The following is an 18121-nucleotide window of genomic DNA, read 5'->3' on the forward strand; positions in this document are numbered from 1 at the left end:
GTTAGAAATAAAAAATAAGTTGGTTGTTAAAACAGATTTATTTTTTAAGGTTTAAAGAAATAAACAATTCAACTCAAAAAAAGTATCTTTGCAAAATTAAAATATAAAAAATGAGTCTTATTCAATTTATAAAATCAAAAACGTTTTTAAAACAGTTAGTAATAGCTGTAATTGGTTTGGTAGTTTTTATTTTCCTCGTAATGAAATGGTTAAATATATCTACGAACCATAATCAAAAAATTGAGGTTCCTAATTTGGAAAGAATGAGTTTAGCTAATGTAGAAAAAGCCTTAGAAGAATTAGACTTAAATTTTGTAGTTATAGATTCAGCAAGCTACAACCCGGACTATCCAAAACAATCAGTAATAGAGCAAACACCTATAGCTGGAGATTATGTGAAAGAAAATAGAAAAATTTATTTAACACTAAATCCTTCTGGTTACGCAGATGTTGAAATACCAAATTTATATGGTAAAACTAAACGGCAAGCAGTTTCTCAGCTTACTGCTATTGGTTTTAAAATTGGAGCCAATCCAATTTACGTTTCTGATATTGCGAAAGATGTGGTTAGAGGGATGAAATTTAAAGGAAAAGATGTAAAAGCAGGAGATAAAATACCTAAAAATTCTATAATTACCTTAAAATTAGGTGATGGAAAAGGCAGTGGTAGTTATTCACCAAATTTAGGAGGAACACAGTAATGAGTATTGAAGAAATAGGGCAAGAACAAGAAGAGTTCTACGAACATTTTAGGTATGTGGCTCATGAAGGACAAGTTCCTTTACGTGTTGATAAATTTTTAATGAATTTTATTGAAAATGCGACTCGTAATAAAATTCAACAAGCAGCAAAGGCAGGAAATGTATTGGTAAATGAAATTCCAGTAAAATCTAATTACAAAGTAAAACCAAAAGATGTGGTTAGGGTAGTATTAGCACATCCGCCTCATGAAAACTTATTAGTTGCTGAAGACATTCCTCTAGAAATTTTATTTGAAGATGACCAAGTTATTGTTGTAAACAAACCTGCTGGAATGGTGGTGCACCCAGGACATGGAAATTATTCAGGAACTCTGGTTAATGGATTGATTCATCATATTGAAAATTTACCAACTAATTCTAATGAACGACCAGGTTTAGTACATAGAATAGATAAAGATACTAGCGGTTTATTAGTAGTTGCCAAAACAGAGTTTGCAATGGCACATTTATCCAAACAATTTTTTGATAGAACAACTGAACGCTTATATTATGCGCTAGTTTGGGGCAATATTGAAGAAGATGAAGGAACTATTGAAGGGAATATTGGTAGAAGTTTAAAAAATAGACTACAAATGAGTGTTTTTCCTGAAGGTGATTTTGGAAAACACGCCGTAACACATTATAAAGTAATTGAAAGATTTAGCTATGTTACCTTGGTGCAGTGCAAATTGGAAACAGGGAGAACTCACCAAATAAGAGCTCATTTTAAATATATAGGACATACACTTTTTAATGATGAACGTTATGGAGGTGATACCATCTTAAAAGGAACCACATTTACAAAGTATAAGCAGTTTGTAGAAAATTGTTTTACGGTTTTACCTCGGCAAGCTTTACATGCAAAAACATTAGGTTTTGAACACCCTACCACTAAAGAGTTTTTAAGATTCAATTCTGAGATACCTCAAGATATGTCGGACTGTCTTGAAAAATGGAGGACCTATACCATTCATCAAAAAGAATAAAAATGAAAGAGTTTGATGTAAATAATTGGAATAAGAAAATCTCAATATAAATTTTTTAAATCTTATAAAGATCCTTTTTTCAATATTACAGCAAACTTAGAAGTAACAAAACTTTACACGTATTGTAAAAAGCATGATTTATTATTTTCATTAGCTTGTATTTATGTGGCCATAAAAAGTATAAATGAAATTCCAGAATTTAAATTAAGAATCAAAAATGAAAAAGTTTATGCTTTTGATTCTGTTAATGTTGGTTCTACCATTTTAAATGAGGATCATACTTTTTCATTTTGCGATTTTATATTTACACCTACATCTTCAATTTTTGAATTTAATGCCAGTGGAAAAAAAGCAATTTTAAAACTTAAAAGAGGTGAAGTATTTAATACAAATGAAGATGAATTAGCAATTGTACATTGTTCTACAATTCCTTGGGTTTCGTTTACAGGATTTAAACACGCAAGAAAAGGTGATGAATATAGTAAAGGAATACCAAAGATAGTTTTTGGAGGCTTGTTTAATGACAATGAATTGAAAAAAATACCTTTTTCAGTTGAAGTTCATCATGCCTTGTTAGATGGTTATCACGTTTCATTATTATTTTCTAAAATGCAACAGTTTATTAATACACTAACATAAGTTTAACTTATTCTTTCATAATTTTATTGTATTATTTTTTAACGATAATTATTGTTTGTTGTATTACATTTACACTATAATGAAAATTAAAGAACTGATAATATTTACAAATAAGTTAGAATTTCAAATAGATTTTTACGCTACAATTTTAGAACTTCCAATAGTAATTTCTACACCAGAATTTACAAGTTTTAGAGTGGGTAAGTCGCTATTAACATTTAAGTATAAAAAACATATAACTCCATATCATTTTGCTTTTAACATTCCTTCAAATAAAGAGAAAGAAGCATTAGAGTGGTTAAAAGAACGTGTAGATGTTTTATGTTTTGAAGACAATGAAATTCAAGATTTTTATAGTTGGAATTCTAAAGCAATTTATTTTTATGATATTGATAAAAATATTGTAGAATTTATTTCAAGAAAGAATATGAATTTAATTTCTGAAACAAAATTTTCTTCAAAACAACTATATAGCATTAGTGAAATAGGAATATCTTCGAATAATATAGAGCGTACAGTAAACAAATTAAATACTTTTGAAGCAATAAAAATTTATAGTGGAGATATGGAACAGTTTTGTGCATTAGGTGATGAAGATGGATTGTTTATTATTGCGAATAATAAGTTGAGAAAATGGTTTCCTACTGGAGATAAAATTTATCAATCAGACTTTATTGTTAAAGGGGATTTTAATTTTGAATTTAAAAAAGGAGAAATAATTGAAATCATGTAAATTTGTTTCAGACTAAAAATAGAATATGAAAATAGTTATATCACCCGCAAAATCATTAGATTTCGAAAGCAACATACCAACTTCAAACTATACACAAGGTATTTTTTTAAGTGATGCTGAAAAATTAAATAAAGTTTTAAAAAAGAAATCTCCTAAAAAACTATCAGAATTAATGAATATTTCCTCCAAGTTAGGAGAACTAAACTGGAAGAGAAATCAAGAATGGGAATTGCCATTTTCATTACAAAATGCTCGTCAGGCTGTATATGCTTTTAAAGGAGATGTTTATATTGGTTTAGATGCCTATACAATTCCAGCAAATAAGTTAGAAGAACTTCAACAAAAGCTAAGAATTTTATCGGGTCAATACGGTTTGTTAAAACCGTTAGATTTAATGCAAGCTTATCGTTTAGAAATGGGAACAAAGTTAAAAGTTGGTCGTAAAGAAAACTTATATCAATATTGGGGGAAAAGAATTACTGAAGCTTTAAATGAAGAATTAGATGAGGATGAGTTATTTTTAAATCTTGCTAGTAATGAATATTTTAAAGTAATTAAACCAACTTTACTTAAAGTTCCAGTTATTACACCTGTTTTTAAAGATTATAAAAATGGAAAACTAAAAATGATTAGTTTTTTTGCTAAAAAAGCTCGAGGATTAATGGTTCGTTATATAATTGATCATAATATTGAAACCTTAGAAGGCTTAAAGGGGTTTAATTATGAAGGGTATGCATTAGATTCTAATTTATCTTCTACTACCGAATTGGTATTTACACGATAAATTTTTATATTTTTTTTAAAATTATATTTATTTTTTATATATGTTTGTCACGTTATTTTTTATTAACGATGAAAGATATGTCTTTTTTCGGTTGTAACCTATTTGTAAAGAGGTTTTTAGGTTACAATATACTTAGGAAGTATAACGGAAAATATAAAAAAATAAGAACTTCTTTTAACCGTATTTTTATTAATTACAACTTTCTTTTTGTTGTAAATAATCAGCACATATATTCAGTTTTAAGAGTATGATTTAGTATTAGTTACTGTAAAATCTTATAGCTTTATGCTATTTTTTATCAAAAAAATTAATATAATACTAAATGAATAATAAATATATTGATCTAATCAATCAAACATTTGATTTTCCACAAGAAGAATTTAAAGTGGATAACAGCAAAAATTTACACTTCCACGATATTGATATGATGAAATTAGTGGAAGAATACGGAACGCCTTTAAAATTTACATATTTGCCAAAAATTAGCGAGAACATTCAAAAAGCTAAAGAAATGTTTAAACGCACTATGCGTAAACATAAATACAAAGGCAAATATCACTATTGTTATTGCACAAAAAGTTCTCACTTTAAACATGTGCTTGATGAAGCATTAACCAACGATATACATATTGAAACTTCTTCGGCTTTTGATATTAACATTGTAGAGAACCTAAAAAAAGAAGGTAAAATTACCGATAAAACCTACATTTTATGTAATGGTTTTAAACGGGATGAGTATATTTCAAATATTCAAAAATTAATTAATAACGGACATAAAAACTGTATCCCAATAATAGACAATTATGAAGAAATTGGACTGTTAACAAATGGAGTTCGTAGAAAAATGAATATTGGAATTAGAATAGCATCTGAAGAAGAGCCAAAATTCGAATTTTATACTTCAAGATTAGGGATAGGATATAAAAATATTGTAGATTTTTATCGAAGAGAAATCAAAGAAAATAATAAGGTAAATTTAAAAATGTTACATTTCTTTATCAATACAGGTATTAAAGACAATGCTTATTATTGGAATGAATTGAATAAATGTTTAAAAGTTTACATTAACCTAAAACGAATTTGTCCTTCTTTAGATAGTTTGAATATTGGTGGCGGTTTCCCTATAAAAAATTCATTAGCATTTGATTATGACTACGAGTATATGATTGATGAAATTATTTCTCAAATTCAAAATGCTTGTGAAGAAGCTGAGGTGCAAACACCACATATTTTTACAGAATTTGGCAGTTATACTGTTGGCGAAAGCGGAGGAGCTATTTACAAAGTTCTTTATCAGAAAAAACAAAATGATAGAGAAAATTGGAATATGATTAACTCATCATTTATTACTACATTACCTGATAGTTGGGCTATAAATAAAAGATTTATTTTATTACCTTTAAACAGATGGAATGATGTTTATGAACGTGTTTTATTAGGTGGACTTACTTGTGATAGTGATGATTATTACAATTCAGAACAGCATATAAACGCCGTTTATTTACCAACATATAAAGAAGATAAACCATTGTATTTAGGGTTTTTTAATACAGGTGCTTATCAAGAATCAATAGGAGGTTATGGAGGGTTACAACACTGTTTAATTCCACAACCAAAACATATAATTATATCAAAAAACAACGAACAAAAATTAGAATTTAAAGTTTTTAAAGAAAAACAAACAGCAAAAGATTTTTTAAAAATATTGGGTTATGAATAAAAGAACATACGCAGGAATTCCTGAGCAGTATTCAAAAATTGAAACTTCAAAAGTAGTTTTAATCCCTGTTCCTTATGATGGAACAAGTACTTGGCAAAAAGGAGCAGACAAAGGTCCAGAAGCTTTTTTAGAAGCATCTGAAAATATGGAATTATATGATATTGAAACAGATTCTGAAGTTTACAAAAACGGTGTGTTTTTAGCTGATCCTGTTACTGAAAACTCATCTCCAGAAACAATGGTGGCAGAGGTTCATAATATTACAAAATCCTATATTCAAAAAAATAAATTTGTAACCTTATTTGGAGGCGAACATTCAATTTCAATTGGTTCAATTAGAGCATTTAACGAGTGTTTTGATAATTTAACAGTAGTGCAAATTGATGCTCATGCCGATTTGAGAAAGGAATATGAAGGCTCTAAATGTAATCATGCTTGTGCTGTTTATGAAGCAAGTCAAAATACCAACCTAATTCAAGTAGGGATTCGTAGTATGGATGCTATTGAAAAAACAGTTATGGATGAAGATAAAGTGTTTTTTGCACATGAAATGGCTCAAGATGATTATTGGATGGATAATGCAATAGATTTAATGACTAATAACGTTTTTTTAACTATTGATTTAGATGCTTTTGATCCGTCAATTATGCCTTCAACTGGTACGCCAGAACCAGGAGGGTTGTTGTGGTATGAAACATTGGAGTTTCTTCAAAAAGTTTTTAAAGAAAAAAATGTAGTAGGGTTTGATATTGTTGAACTTTGCCCAAATAAAGATGAAAAATCATCAGATTTCTTAGCTGCAAAATTGTACTATAAAATGCTTAGTTACAAGTTTGCAAACACTGAAATAGATGAATATGATAATATAGATGGTTATAAAGAACCTAACCATAAATCAACTAAATTCGAAGACGAAGATTATGACTACTAAAGGAGCTATTTCAAATTTTATTGAAAAATATTATTTACATTTTAACGCAGCCTCAGTTGTGGATGCTGCTAAAGAATATGAAAACCAATTAGCAAAAGGTTCAAAAATGTTAGTTTCTCTTGCAGGTGCAATGAGTACTGCTGAATTAGGAAAAATATTTGCAGAAGTAATTAGACAAAACAAAGTACAAATTATTTCTTGTACAGGTGCTAATTTAGAAGAAGATATCATGAATTTGGTAGCGCATTCTCATTATAAAAGAGTTCCTAATTATAGAGATTTGACACCTCAAGATGAATGGGATTTATTAGAAAAAGGGTTGAACAGAGTTACAGATACTTGTATCCCAGAAGAAGAAGCATTTAGACGTTTACAAGAGCATATTTTTAAAATTTGGAAAGATGCTGAAAATGCTGGTGAACGCTATTTTCCTCATGAATTTATGTATAAGTTGGTGCTTTCTGGAGTTTTGGAACAGTATTATGAAATTGATCCTAAAAATAGTTGGATGTTGGCTGCAGCTGAAGCTAATTTGCCAATGGTAGTTCCTGGTTGGGAAGATAGTACTATGGGTAATATTTTTGCCTCTTATGTTTTAAAAGGTGAATTGAAAGCAAGCACTATGAAGTCTGGAATCGAATATATGACGTTTTTGGCAGATTGGTATACAGAAAATTCAAAAGAAGGTATAGGATTCTTTCAAATTGGAGGAGGTATAGCTGGAGATTTTCCAATATGTGTTGTACCTATGTTATATCAAGATATGGAACGTACCGATACACCGTTTTGGAGTTATTTTTGTCAAATTTCAGACTCAACAACAAGTTATGGTTCTTATTCAGGAGCTGTTCCTAATGAAAAAATCACTTGGGGTAAATTAGATATTCATACACCAAAATATATTATTGAATCAGATGCCACAATTGTAGCGCCTTTGATTTTCGCTTATTTGTTAAATATGTAATTGTAGAAATTAATGAAAAGAGTAATTGTAGATTATAGCAAACTAACAAGTGATATTTTAGATTTATTAGTTGAAAAATTTCCAAATGGATATGGATATAGAGATATTATAACTTTTAAAAATGCGAAAGATGAAACAGTGAGAGCTGTAGAAGTAAAAACTGAAGACACTATTTATTTAGTTAAAATTAGTTTGAAGTTGGAAGAGACGATGGAAGACTATGATGCTGACGAAGATAACTTTGATGAAGTTTATGATAATGATGTAGAAGATTTACCAGATGAAATGGACGAAGATTAAAATTTCTAGCCCTTAAAAAATAAAAAGACCTGCTCATGCAGGTCTTTTTATTTTTTGAAATAAGTATGCAATTAATACTTAGATTCTTGACCTAATTCTTTTACTAATAAATAATAAACAATAGCTCTATATTTATTTCTGTTAGATTTTCCTACTTTTTCAATTACAGATTCTAAGGCACTATCTAATTTTGGACCATCAGATAAACCTAATTTTTTAATTAAAAAATTATTTTTTACAGTTTCAAGTTCTTTTTCATCAGATCCAGAAACAGTTTCAGCATCAGCTTTGTAGATTGAAGGACCTAATCCTTTAGTAACTTTTGTTAGTAAATCAGCGTCAAAACTAAGACCTAATTTTTTCATTTCACTTTGATAAAGTGTTATTTTTTCATCAAATTTACTCATGAGTAACGAATTTTTTTATTATTAATTAAAAATAGATACTCAAATATAAAAAAATAAAATTGGTATTTCGTAATTATTTTAACAATCTGAAATATTTACACTAACGGCTAAACCACCTTCTGAGGTTTCTTTATACTTAACATTCATGTCTTTTGCAGTTTCCCACATACTCGAAATTACTTTATCTAAAGGAACCTTTGCATTTAAGTAATCGCTTTCTAAAGCCAGTTCAGCAGCATTTATGGCTTTGATAGCTCCCATAGCATTTCGTTCAATACAAGGTATTTGTACCAAACCACCAATAGGATCACAGGTTAAACCTAAATGGTGTTCCATAGCTATTTCACTTGCCATTAAAACTTGTTCAGGGGTTCCGCCTAACAACTCAGTTAAGGCTCCGGCTGCCATCGCTGATGAAACCCCTATTTCTGCTTGACATCCTCCCATAGCTGCAGATATGGTTGCTCCTTTTTTAAATAAACTTCCAATTTCTCCAGCCACTAATAAAAATTGTTTAATCTGCTTAAAATCTGCATCATGATTTTCAATTACCATATAATACATTAAAACAGCAGGAATTACTCCAGAACTACCATTTGTTGGTGCTGTTACAACTCGTCCTAATGAAGCGTTAACTTCATTAACACTTAAAGCAAAACAACTTACCCATTTTAATATTTGACGAAATTTAACTTCGGTATTTCTAATAGCAACTAGCCATTCTTCGGGAGAATTATATTTTTTTTCTTCTTTTAATTTTTCATGTAAATCAAAAGCTCTTCTTCTAACATTTAAACCTCCAGGTAATTTTCCTTCAGTATGACATCCAATATACATACATTCAAGCATGGTATTCCAAACTCTTTTTATTTCAAAGTCAATTTCTTCATCACTTCTTAAAGAACGTTCATTTTCTAATACAATTTCAGAAATTTTTAATTGGGTTTGTTTACAGTATTCTTCTAACTCTTTTGCTTTTTGAATTGGATAAGGAAATGTTTTGTGGATTTCAATATTTTCTTTGGCATGTATTAGTTCTTCTCTAACAATGAAACCTCCTCCAATTGAATAATAGGTGTCTGTTGAAATTTCTTTATCATGGCTAAAGCCAGTAAATTTGATTCCATTTGCATGAAATGGTAAAAATTCTTTATTAAAAACAATGTTAGAAGCTGCTTCAAAATGAATATTGAAACTGTTGCCAAATTTTAATTTTTGTTCCTCCTTAATTTTAGAAATTAAAGGTTGTATTTCATCAGTAGGAATATACTCAGGATCGCAACCAGATAAACCTAAAATCACAGCTAAATCTGTAGCATGCCCTTTTCCTGTTAAAGATAAAGATCCGTACAAATCAACTTTAACAGCAGTTATGCTATCAAATAAATTAACTTTTTTTAGATGATTTATCCACCTTTCAGCAGCTCTCCATGGACCTAAAGTATGTGAACTTGAGGGACCAATTCCAATTTTAAGCATATCAAAAATAGAAATACACTCCATTTAATTTTTCGTTTTAAAAATTGTGTAAATATAAGGCTTTGTTAAATGCATTTTTGAAAATATTTTGAAATTATTCTAAAGAATGCTAAGATTTAATGTCAATTTTTTTGGTTATGACTTTAAATTATGACAACTTGACATATTTGTTTTAATGGCACAGTCATTGTCTATTGCTTATTGTAAGTTTAAAAAAATTAAAACAATTATTTAAAAATATAATTATGAGTAAAATTATAGGAATAGATTTAGGAACTACCAACTCTTGTGTTTCTGTAATGGAAGGAAATGAGCCTGTTGTAATTCCTAATGCCGAAGGAAAAAGAACTACCCCTTCTATTGTGGCATTTATTGAAGGAGGAGAACGTAAAGTAGGAGATCCTGCTAAAAGACAAGCAGTTACAAACCCACTAAAAACCATTTATTCAATTAAACGTTTTATGGGTAATAAATATTCTGAATCTCAAATGGAGGCAGAACGTGTACCATATAAAGTAGTTAAAGGAGATAATGATACACCTCGTGTAGATATTGATGGAAGATTATATACACCGCAAGAAATATCAGCAATGGTTCTTCAAAAAATGAAGAAAACTGCTGAAGATTATTTAGGTACAGAAGTAAAAGAAGCAGTGGTTACTGTTCCAGCATATTTTAACGATGCACAACGTCAAGCAACAAAAGAAGCTGGTGAAATTGCAGGTTTAAAAGTAAGTCGTATTATAAATGAACCAACTGCTGCAGCTTTAGCTTATGGTTTAGATAAAAAAGGACAAGACCAAAAAATTGTAGTTTTTGATTTTGGTGGTGGTACACATGATGTATCTATCTTAGAATTAGGAGATGGTGTTTTTGAAGTATTATCAACAGATGGAGATACGCATTTAGGAGGAGATGATGTTGATCAAAAAATCATTGATTGGTTGGCTGAAGAGTTTAAAGCTGATGAAAATATGGATTTACGTCAAGACCCAATGGCTTTACAACGTTTAAAAGAAGCTGCTGAAAAAGCGAAGATAGAATTATCATCTTCAGCATCAACAGAAATTAATTTACCATATGTAACGGCTACTGCTACAGGTCCAAAACACTTGGTTAGAACTTTATCTAAATCTAAATTTGAACAATTAATTGATGATTTAGTTCGTAGAACAATTGAGCCTTGTAAAAAAGCATTGGATAGCGCAGGTTTAACAACAGGTGATATTGATGAAATTATATTAGTTGGTGGATCAACTCGTATTCCAGCAGTACAAGAAGCTGTTCAAAAATTCTTTGGAAAAGCGCCATCAAAAGGAGTAAATCCAGATGAAGTTGTAGCTATTGGAGCAGCTATTCAAGGAGGAGTTTTAACTGGAGATGTAAAAGATGTATTGCTGTTAGACGTTACACCACTTTCTTTAGGTATTGAAACTATGGGAAATGTAATGACAAAGTTAATTGAAGCTAATACAACTATTCCAACTAAAAAATCACAAGTATTCTCAACAGCTGCAGACAACCAACCATCAGTTGAAATCCATGTGCTTCAAGGAGAGCGTGCTATGGCTGCAGATAATAAAACGATTGGTCGTTTCCATTTAGATGGAATTCCACCAGCACAAAGAGGAGTTCCTCAAATTGAAGTTACTTTTGATATTGATGCTAATGGAATTATTCATGTAACTGCTACAGACAAAGCAACCAACAAAACGCAAGACATTAGAATTGAAGCTTCTTCTGGTTTAACTGAGGAGGAAATCAAGAAAATGAAAGCTGATGCAGAAGCAAATGCTGACGCTGATAAAAAAGCAAAAGAAGTTGCTGAAAAAATTAATGGCGCAGATTCGATGATTTTCCAAACAGAAAAACAATTAAAAGAATTTGGTGATAAATTATCAGCAGATAAAAAAGAACCTATTGAAGCTGCTTTAATTGAATTAAAGAAAGCTCATGAAACTAAAGACCTTGCACAAATTGATGCTGCAATGGAAAAAATTAATGAAGCTTGGAAAGTAGCAAGTGAAGAAATGTATAAAGCTCAACAAGAGGCGCAAGCACAAGGCGCACCAACTGGTGATGCAGGTAATGCACAACCAAAAAATGAGGGAGATAATGTAGAAGATGTTGACTTTGAAGAAGTAAAAGAAGACTAATTAGTTATTCGTTAACATACTTAAGAAAACGCTTTCGATTTTTGAAAGCGTTTTTTTGTTTAGTGTAATTCATAATTTGTAAATTTGATAACTACGAACTAAAAGTTATGAATATACCTAAAACTAGTTTCCCCAGAGTTGTAATTGTTGGAGGAGGTTTTGCAGGAATTATGCTTGCAAAAAATTTAAAAAACCAAGAACTTCAAGTCGTTTTAATCGATAAAAATAATTACCATACATTTCAACCTTTATTATATCAAGTTGCCACTGGAGGCTTAGAACCTGATTCTATTGCTTTTCCAATACGTAAAGTAATTAAAGATATCCCTAATTTTTATTTTAGATTAGCTGAAGTTTCAGAGATAGATACTAATAAAAGAAAAATAATAACCAACATTGGTAAATTAAAATACGATTACTTAGTAATAGCAACAGGTTCTAAAACAAATTATTTTGGAAATACTAAAATTGAGAAATTTAGTATGGCTATGAAAAGTGTCCCACAATCTTTAAATTTAAGAAGTTTAATACTCGAAAATTTTGAAGACGCCTTACTCACCTCAAATCTTGAAGAACGTAATGCTTTAATGAATTTTGTAATTGTTGGAGGAGGCCCTACTGGAGTTGAGTTAGCTGGTGCTTTAGCAGAAATGAAGAAAGGAATTTTACCTAAAGATTACCCAGATTTAGATATCAGACAAATGCAAATTAATATTGTACAAGGAGGGAATCGCTTGTTAAATACTATGAGTGAAATTGCTTCGGAAAAAGCCGAAGACTTTTTAATTCATTTAGGGGTAAATATTTATAAAAATGTTCATGTAGTAGATTATGATGGTTATAAAGTTGATACAAATACTGATTTAAATTTTGAAGCAGCGACGGTTATTTGGGCTGCTGGAGTTAAAGGAGCAACTGTAAATGGTTTACAAAATGAATGTATTATTGAAAGAGCAGAGCGTATTAAAGTAGATGAATTTAATAAAGTAAAAGGGTATAAGAATGTTTTTGCTATTGGCGATGTTGCATGTATGAGTACTAATCAGTATCCAAAAGGGCATCCAATGATGGCACAACCAGCCATACAACAAGGAAAACATTTAGCATATAATATGATAGCAGAAATAACTAATAAACCTTTAAAACCCTTTATATATAAAGACAAAGGAGCTATGGCAACCATTGGAAGAAATAAAGCCGTAGTTGATTTAAAAAAAATAAGGTTTCAAGGAGTTTTTGCCTGGTTTGTGTGGATGTTTGTGCACTTGTTTTCACTCATTGGTTTTAGAAATAGAGCTGTTGTTTTTTTAAACTGGGTATATAATTACATTCGGTTTGATAGAGAAACTAGATTGATAATTAGACCTTTTAAAAAGAAACCCTAAAATATATATTATATATCATTTAATTTTTTTAGTGAAATTATTATGCATACATAGTAATTTTCTATATTTGGCTAAAACTCTATTATGGCAGTAACTAAATTAACTCAGCTTTTAAATATTAAGCATCCAATTATTCAAGCGCCTATGTTTTTGGTGTCTAATACTGCAATGGTTATTGAAGCTATGAAAAATGGTATAGCTGGCTGTATCCCTGCTTTAAATTATAGAACTTTAGATGAATTACGCGCAGCCATTAAAGAATTAAAGGCGGCTAAAATTGAAGGTGGTGCCTTTGGATTTAATTTAATTGTTAACAAATCCAATATAAAATACAAAGACCAGTTGCAAATTATTTGTGAAGAAGGGGTAGATTTTATTATCACCTCATTAGGAAGTCCAGAAGAGAGCATTAAAAGAGCTCACAAAAAAAATATCAAAGTGTTTTGTGATGTAACTGATTTAAATTTTGCTAAAAAGGTTGAAGGTTTAGGAGCAGATGCTTTAATTGCTGTAAATAATTTGGCTGGAGGGCATAGAGGAAATCATTCTCCTGAAGTTTTGATTTCTGAATTAGTTAAAAACTGTGCCATTCCTGTTATTTCTGCTGGAGGAGTTGGATGTAAAAAAGATATAGATAAAATGCTAATTTTAGGAGCGGAAGGAGTTTCGGTAGGAAGTCCATTTATAGCTTCTGAAGAGGCTAATGTAACTGAAGAATATAAACAAGCTTGTGTAAAGTATGGAGCAAATGATATAGTAATGACTGAACGTATTTCAGGAACGCCTTGCACCGTAATTAACACACCTTATGTTCAAAAAATTGGAACGAAACAAACTTGGATTGAACGCATTTTAAATAAAAATAAAAAATTGAAAAAATGGGTTAAAATGATTCGTTTTTCAATTGGAATGAAGGCAACAGAAAAAGCAGCTAAAAAAGCTACTTATAAAACGGTGTGGGTAGCAGGACCTAGTATTGAGCATACCAAAGAAATTTTGCCTGTTTCAAAAATCATACAACAGCTTATTGAATAGCTCTAGTATGCTATTTTTTTAATAAATCATTCAGTGCATTTTCTAAAGAAGGAAAACTAAATTTAAATCCTATATCTGTTATTTTTTGAGAGGAAACTCTACTTCCTTCTAAAATAATAACAGCCATTTTTCCTAAAATTATTTTTAAAAATAGCTTTGGTATATTTGGTAACCATAATGGTTTTTGAAAAATTAAAGCAATTTGTTTGGTTAAGTTTTGATGCGTAGTATGTTCAGGAGTAACTGCGTTATAAATTCCTTGATATTTTTCGTTTTCAATAGCAGCTATATACATATTACATAAATCAGTAATATGAATCCAAGGAACGTATTGTTTGCCATTTCCTAGTATAGCACCAAAACCCATTTTAATTGGTTTAACAATTTTTTCTAGAGCTCCTTTTTTTTTGCTTAAAACAATTCCTGTTCTAAAAATTACAGTTCTAATGTTGAGAGAATTAAAATGTAAAGAAGATTCTTCCCAAAGAGAACAAGTTTTACTTAAAAAATCATTTCCAGCGACGTCATTTTCAGTATAAATATTAGTTGAAGTGGTTGCACCATAAAACCCCACACCAGATGCTGCAATAAAACCTTTTAGGTTTGGATTTAACTCTTTAACTTTTTGAAATAATAAATGAGTTGAAAAAACTCGACTATTAATGATAATTTCTTTTCTTTTCTTCGTCCATCGTTTGTCTGCGATACCTGCACCAGCTAAATGAACAATATAATCAGCATTTTTAATTGCTTCCTCATCTATATATTTTTCTTCAATATTCCACTGAAATATGTTTTCTTCGTTAGAATTATTTCTGCTTAAAATGGATACATGATGTCCTTTTTTCTTTAATAAAGTTATGAGGTGTTTTCCAATTAATCCAGTTCCACCTGTTACCAATATTGAGGCCATAAAAATTCGGTTATTTTGTAGTTGAATATATTACAAAATAACCGAATTCAAAAAAAAATTGAACAACTAAAAACTAATTTATGAAAAAACTTGTTTTTCAACTTTAAATGGGGTGATCTTATTCATTCCTGTCGATATAGCCTCTGTATTTAAAGGAATTAAGTGATGGTAGCGTTCAGATAATGATTTTTTTAAACCTTCAATTACATTTTCTAATTGAACAATAGGTTTTACTTTTAAAAATCCACCTAAAATTACCATGTTGAATATTTTTTTATTTCCCATTTCGGCAGCTAACTTGGTACCTTCAATTTGGTAAATATTAATGTCTGTTCTGGTTGGATGATGAGAAATTCCATTAGGGTCGTAAATTAAAACTCCACCAGGTTTTACACTCTCTTCAAATTTATCCATAGATTGTTGGTTTAAAATAATAGCCGTATCAAAAATCTTTAAATATGGAGAGCTAATTCTATCGTCACTTAATATCACTGTAACGTTTGCAGTTCCTCCACGCATTTCTGGTCCATATGATGGCATCCAGCTAACTTCTTGATTTTGCATTATGCCAGAGTATGCTAAAATTTTTCCCATAGAAAGGACTCCTTGCCCTCCAAAACCTGCTATAATAATTTCTTCTGTCATAATTTGTTATTTTAATTTTCCATTAACTTTAATATCTCCTAATGGGAAGTAAGGGAACATATTTTCTTCCATCCAAATATTAGATTCATTTGGAGTCATTTTCCATCCTGAATTACAATTTGAAACTATTTCAATAAAAGATAGTCCTTTTTTTAATCTAGTATTTTCAAAAGCATTTTTAATAGCTTTTTTAGCTTTACGTGCGTGTTTGTGAGTATGAACTGATTGGCGAGTAACATAATATACACCAGGCAAATTAGCAACTAATTCAGTCATTTTTAAAGGAGATCCCATAGAGGCAATTTCTCTACCATAAGGAGAAGTTGATGATTTCATGCCTTCTAATGTAGTTGGAGCCATTTGTCCTCCAGTCATTCCATAAATACCATTATTTACAAAAATGATTACTATATTTTCGCCTCTATTACACGCATGAATAGTTTCTGCGGTACCAATAGCTGCTAAATCTCCATCACCTTGGTATGTAAAAACATACTTTTCTGGCCAAGTTCTAGCAATAGCTGTGGCTACAGCTGGTGCTCTTCCGTGAGCGGCTTGTGTCATGTCAATATTCATAAAATCATAAGCCAAAACAGAACAACCAACAGGTGCAACACCAATAGTATCTTCAGAAATTCCCATTTCATCAATAACTTCCATGGTTAAATTATGAGCGGTTCCATGACCACATCCTGGACAATACGAAAGGGTAGTGTCCGTCATTAATTTTGTTTTACAGAATACTTGATTCTCTGGTTTTACTATATCTAATACGTTCATGGTTTATAATTTTTTGTTCTAAGGCTTCTAAAATTTCTTCTGGTGTATGGATAATACCGCCAGTTCTTCCAAAGTGTTCAACAGGTACTTTATGTTCTACTGAAAGTTTAACATCTTCCACCATTTGCCCTGCATTTAGTTCTACACTTAAAATTCCTTTTACTTGGTCAGCTAATTTAAATAGTTCTTGTTTTGGGTATGGAAATAAAGTAATTGGTCTAAGTAAACCAGCTTTTATTCCTTTTTCTCTTGCTAATTCAACTGCTTTTTGTGCAATACGTGCACTTGATCCATAAGCGACAATTAAGTATTCTGCATCATCACAGTTGATTTTTTCAAATCGAAGATCTTCTTTTTCCATTTGTTCATATTTTTTCATTAACCTATGAACTCTAGCTTCCATTTTTTCAGATTGAAGATCAAGAGATGTAATAATATTTCGTTCTCTGTTAGTTTTACCTGTTACCGCCCAGCTATCATGTCTTTTGATTAACTCTTCGTTGCTAATTCTTTCTTTTTGGTCTTTTAACTGAACTTTTTCCATCATTTGGCCAATTAACCCATCTGAAAGAATTAATACAGGAGCTCTATATTTAAATGCTATATCAAAAGCATCTTCTATAAAATCTGACATTTCTTGAACAGATGCAGGAGCTAAAACATAAAGCTTATAATCTCCATGACCACCACCTTTTACAGATTGAAAATAGTCTGCTTGTGAGGGTTGAATGGTTCCTAAGCCAGGCCCACCTCTAACAACATTTACAATAACTGCTGGTAATTCAGCTCCAGCTAAGTAGGAGATACCTTCTAATTTTAGTGAAATACCTGGGCTTGATGATGAGGTCATTACTTTTTTTCCAGTACTTGCAGCACCATATACCATATTTATTGCAGCAATTTCACTTTCTGCTTGTAACACAACCATTCCTGTTCTTTCTTCAGGACGTTCCGTCATTAAATACTCAATTACTTCTGATTGTGGTGTAATAGGATAACCGAAGTAAGCATCAACACCTGCTCTAATAGCAGCCTCAGCTAACGCTTCGTTTCCTTTCATTAATTTTAATTCTGACATTTTAATAGATTTATTAAATTATGCTGAAACTTTTACTCTATACACTGAAATAGCTCTATCAGGGCATACTATACCACAGTTTGTACATCCAGTACAAGCTTCTGGGTTTTTCATATATGCGTAATGATAGCCTTTTCTGTTAACGTCTGTAGTCATTCCAATAACGTCTTCAGGACAAACAGGGACGCAAACTTCACAGCCCTTGCATGCTTGAGTGTCAACTACAATTGCACCTTTAACTTTTGCCATTTTAATAATTTTATTAGTGATTAGTAACTTCTTATTTGGGTATTCTCAAAGATATAGCTATTTTATTGTATAAAGTATGATAAATGTCAATCTGTGATAATTGTCATCTTTTTTTGAAAATTATTTTGTATTAATTTCAATGTTTTTTCAATAAAAAAAGCACCTACAAGGTGCTTTTTAAAATTTTAAGTTTTTAT

General features: G+C 30.4%; 19 protein-coding genes. 12 read left to right on the forward strand and 7 right to left on the reverse strand.

The window, feature by feature from the left end:
• Positions 1–110 precede the first annotated feature (110 nt).
• The 9 genes from Q0714_RS09530 to Q0714_RS09570 all read left to right on the forward strand — a co-directional run bounded on the left by Q0714_RS09530 (position 111) and on the right by Q0714_RS09570 (position 7797).
• Positions 111–701: a PASTA domain-containing protein gene (locus Q0714_RS09530; protein ID WP_298264503.1), complete on the forward strand. Its 591-nt coding sequence runs from the start codon at positions 111–113 to the stop codon at positions 699–701.
• On the forward strand, positions 701–1726 hold the full coding sequence (locus Q0714_RS09535) for an RluA family pseudouridine synthase (protein ID WP_298264504.1): 1026 nt from the start codon (positions 701–703) through the stop codon (positions 1724–1726). The genes Q0714_RS09530 and Q0714_RS09535 overlap by 1 nt, the downstream gene beginning before the upstream one ends.
• A gap of 30 nt (positions 1727–1756) precedes the next feature.
• On the forward strand, positions 1757–2365 hold the full coding sequence (locus tag Q0714_RS09540; protein WP_298264581.1) for a CatA-like O-acetyltransferase: 609 nt from the start codon (positions 1757–1759) through the stop codon (positions 2363–2365).
• Positions 2366–2444: 79 nt separating this feature from the next.
• The gene (locus tag Q0714_RS09545; RefSeq protein WP_298264506.1) at positions 2445–3098 is read left to right on the forward strand and encodes a VOC family protein; all 654 of its coding nucleotides are present in this window, start codon (positions 2445–2447) and stop codon (positions 3096–3098) included.
• Between the two features lie 25 nt (positions 3099–3123).
• The gene (gene yaaA, locus Q0714_RS09550; protein WP_298264507.1) at positions 3124–3882 is read left to right on the forward strand and encodes a peroxide stress protein YaaA; all 759 of its coding nucleotides are present in this window, start codon (positions 3124–3126) and stop codon (positions 3880–3882) included.
• 322 nt (positions 3883–4204) lie between these two features.
• Complete coding sequence (locus Q0714_RS09555) at positions 4205–5602, forward strand: arginine decarboxylase (RefSeq protein WP_298264508.1); 1398 nt, start codon at positions 4205–4207, stop codon at positions 5600–5602.
• A complete protein-coding gene (speB, locus tag Q0714_RS09560; RefSeq protein WP_298264510.1) occupies positions 5595–6533 on the forward strand; it encodes an agmatinase in 939 nt (312 codons plus the stop codon). The genes Q0714_RS09555 and speB overlap by 8 nt, the downstream gene beginning before the upstream one ends.
• Complete coding sequence (locus tag Q0714_RS09565) at positions 6523–7497, forward strand: deoxyhypusine synthase family protein (RefSeq protein WP_298264512.1); 975 nt, start codon at positions 6523–6525, stop codon at positions 7495–7497. Before speB ends, Q0714_RS09565 begins: the two co-directional genes overlap by 11 nt.
• Before the next feature lie 12 nt (positions 7498–7509).
• The gene (locus Q0714_RS09570; protein WP_298264514.1) at positions 7510–7797 is read left to right on the forward strand and encodes a hypothetical protein; all 288 of its coding nucleotides are present in this window, start codon (positions 7510–7512) and stop codon (positions 7795–7797) included.
• Positions 7798–7868: 71 nt separating this feature from the next.
• Here the strand turns inward: Q0714_RS09570 and Q0714_RS09575 are convergent, their stop codons facing one another.
• Entirely contained in the window at positions 7869–8204 is a 336-nt protein-coding gene (locus Q0714_RS09575; RefSeq protein ID WP_298264515.1) for a DUF2853 family protein, read from the reverse strand.
• Positions 8205–8282: 78 nt separating this feature from the next.
• Positions 8283–9707, reverse strand: a complete 1425-nt coding sequence (locus tag Q0714_RS09580; protein WP_298264516.1) for an L-serine ammonia-lyase — start codon at positions 9705–9707, stop codon at positions 8283–8285.
• Between the two features lie 221 nt (positions 9708–9928).
• Between Q0714_RS09580 and dnaK the strand changes: the two genes are divergently transcribed.
• From dnaK to Q0714_RS09595, 3 genes are all read left to right on the forward strand, one after another.
• Positions 9929–11839, forward strand: a complete 1911-nt coding sequence (gene dnaK / locus Q0714_RS09585; RefSeq protein ID WP_298264517.1) for a molecular chaperone DnaK — start codon at positions 9929–9931, stop codon at positions 11837–11839.
• Between the two features lie 107 nt (positions 11840–11946).
• Positions 11947–13224 (forward strand): NAD(P)/FAD-dependent oxidoreductase, encoded by a 1278-nt coding sequence (locus tag Q0714_RS09590; protein ID WP_298264518.1) that lies wholly within the window; start codon positions 11947–11949, stop codon positions 13222–13224.
• Positions 13225–13308: 84 nt separating this feature from the next.
• Entirely contained in the window at positions 13309–14259 is a 951-nt protein-coding gene (locus Q0714_RS09595) for a nitronate monooxygenase (protein WP_298264519.1), read from the forward strand.
• A 10-nt stretch (positions 14260–14269) separates the two neighbouring features.
• Here the strand turns inward: Q0714_RS09595 and Q0714_RS09600 are convergent, their stop codons facing one another.
• The 5 genes from Q0714_RS09600 to Q0714_RS09620 form a co-directional block, all read right to left on the reverse strand.
• Positions 14270–15172 (reverse strand): TIGR01777 family oxidoreductase, encoded by a 903-nt coding sequence (locus Q0714_RS09600; protein ID WP_298264520.1) that lies wholly within the window; start codon positions 15170–15172, stop codon positions 14270–14272.
• A 78-nt stretch (positions 15173–15250) separates the two neighbouring features.
• Positions 15251–15817, reverse strand: coding sequence for a 2-oxoacid:acceptor oxidoreductase family protein (locus tag Q0714_RS09605; RefSeq protein ID WP_298264521.1), 567 nt, complete (start codon positions 15815–15817; stop codon positions 15251–15253).
• A 6-nt stretch (positions 15818–15823) separates the two neighbouring features.
• Positions 15824–16597: a thiamine pyrophosphate-dependent enzyme gene (locus tag Q0714_RS09610; RefSeq protein ID WP_298264522.1), complete on the reverse strand. Its 774-nt coding sequence runs from the start codon at positions 16595–16597 to the stop codon at positions 15824–15826.
• A complete protein-coding gene (locus Q0714_RS09615; RefSeq protein WP_298264523.1) occupies positions 16551–17675 on the reverse strand; it encodes a 3-methyl-2-oxobutanoate dehydrogenase subunit VorB in 1125 nt (374 codons plus the stop codon). Before Q0714_RS09615 ends, Q0714_RS09610 begins: the two co-directional genes overlap by 47 nt.
• Before the next feature lie 18 nt (positions 17676–17693).
• Complete coding sequence (locus Q0714_RS09620; protein ID WP_298264524.1) at positions 17694–17924, reverse strand: 4Fe-4S binding protein; 231 nt, start codon at positions 17922–17924, stop codon at positions 17694–17696.
• Between the last annotated feature and the right edge of the window lie 197 nt (positions 17925–18121).

Origin of the sequence: uncultured Lutibacter sp., from assembly GCF_947493565.1 — a bacterium.
Taxonomy (GTDB): domain Bacteria; phylum Bacteroidota; class Bacteroidia; order Flavobacteriales; family Flavobacteriaceae; genus Lutibacter; species Lutibacter aestuarii.

Excerpts from the sequence above, each read along its gene's own strand:
- Q0714_RS09530 (WP_298264503.1), top strand. The coding sequence starts at position 111 with ATGAGTCTTATTCAATTTATAAAATCAAAAACGTTTTTAAAACAGTTA.
- Q0714_RS09535 (WP_298264504.1), top strand. The coding sequence starts at position 701 with ATGAGTATTGAAGAAATAGGGCAAGAACAAGAAGAGTTCTACGAACAT.
- Q0714_RS09545 (WP_298264506.1), top strand. The coding sequence starts at position 2,445 with ATGAAAATTAAAGAACTGATAATATTTACAAATAAGTTAGAATTTCAA.
- yaaA (WP_298264507.1), top strand. The coding sequence starts at position 3,124 with ATGAAAATAGTTATATCACCCGCAAAATCATTAGATTTCGAAAGCAAC.
- Q0714_RS09555 (WP_298264508.1), top strand. The coding sequence starts at position 4,205 with ATGAATAATAAATATATTGATCTAATCAATCAAACATTTGATTTTCCA.
- speB (WP_298264510.1), top strand. The coding sequence starts at position 5,595 with ATGAATAAAAGAACATACGCAGGAATTCCTGAGCAGTATTCAAAAATT.
- Q0714_RS09565 (WP_298264512.1), top strand. The coding sequence starts at position 6,523 with ATGACTACTAAAGGAGCTATTTCAAATTTTATTGAAAAATATTATTTA.
- Q0714_RS09570 (WP_298264514.1), top strand. The coding sequence starts at position 7,510 with ATGAAAAGAGTAATTGTAGATTATAGCAAACTAACAAGTGATATTTTA.
- Q0714_RS09575 (WP_298264515.1), bottom strand. The coding sequence starts at position 8,204 with ATGAGTAAATTTGATGAAAAAATAACACTTTATCAAAGTGAAATGAAA.
- Q0714_RS09580 (WP_298264516.1), bottom strand. The coding sequence starts at position 9,707 with ATGGAGTGTATTTCTATTTTTGATATGCTTAAAATTGGAATTGGTCCC.
- dnaK (WP_298264517.1), top strand. The coding sequence starts at position 9,929 with ATGAGTAAAATTATAGGAATAGATTTAGGAACTACCAACTCTTGTGTT.
- Q0714_RS09590 (WP_298264518.1), top strand. The coding sequence starts at position 11,947 with ATGAATATACCTAAAACTAGTTTCCCCAGAGTTGTAATTGTTGGAGGA.
- Q0714_RS09595 (WP_298264519.1), top strand. The coding sequence starts at position 13,309 with ATGGCAGTAACTAAATTAACTCAGCTTTTAAATATTAAGCATCCAATT.
- Q0714_RS09600 (WP_298264520.1), bottom strand. The coding sequence starts at position 15,172 with ATGGCCTCAATATTGGTAACAGGTGGAACTGGATTAATTGGAAAACAC.
- Q0714_RS09605 (WP_298264521.1), bottom strand. The coding sequence starts at position 15,817 with ATGACAGAAGAAATTATTATAGCAGGTTTTGGAGGGCAAGGAGTCCTT.
- Q0714_RS09610 (WP_298264522.1), bottom strand. The coding sequence starts at position 16,597 with ATGAACGTATTAGATATAGTAAAACCAGAGAATCAAGTATTCTGTAAA.
- Q0714_RS09615 (WP_298264523.1), bottom strand. The coding sequence starts at position 17,675 with ATGTCAGAATTAAAATTAATGAAAGGAAACGAAGCGTTAGCTGAGGCT.
- Q0714_RS09620 (WP_298264524.1), bottom strand. The coding sequence starts at position 17,924 with ATGGCAAAAGTTAAAGGTGCAATTGTAGTTGACACTCAAGCATGCAAG.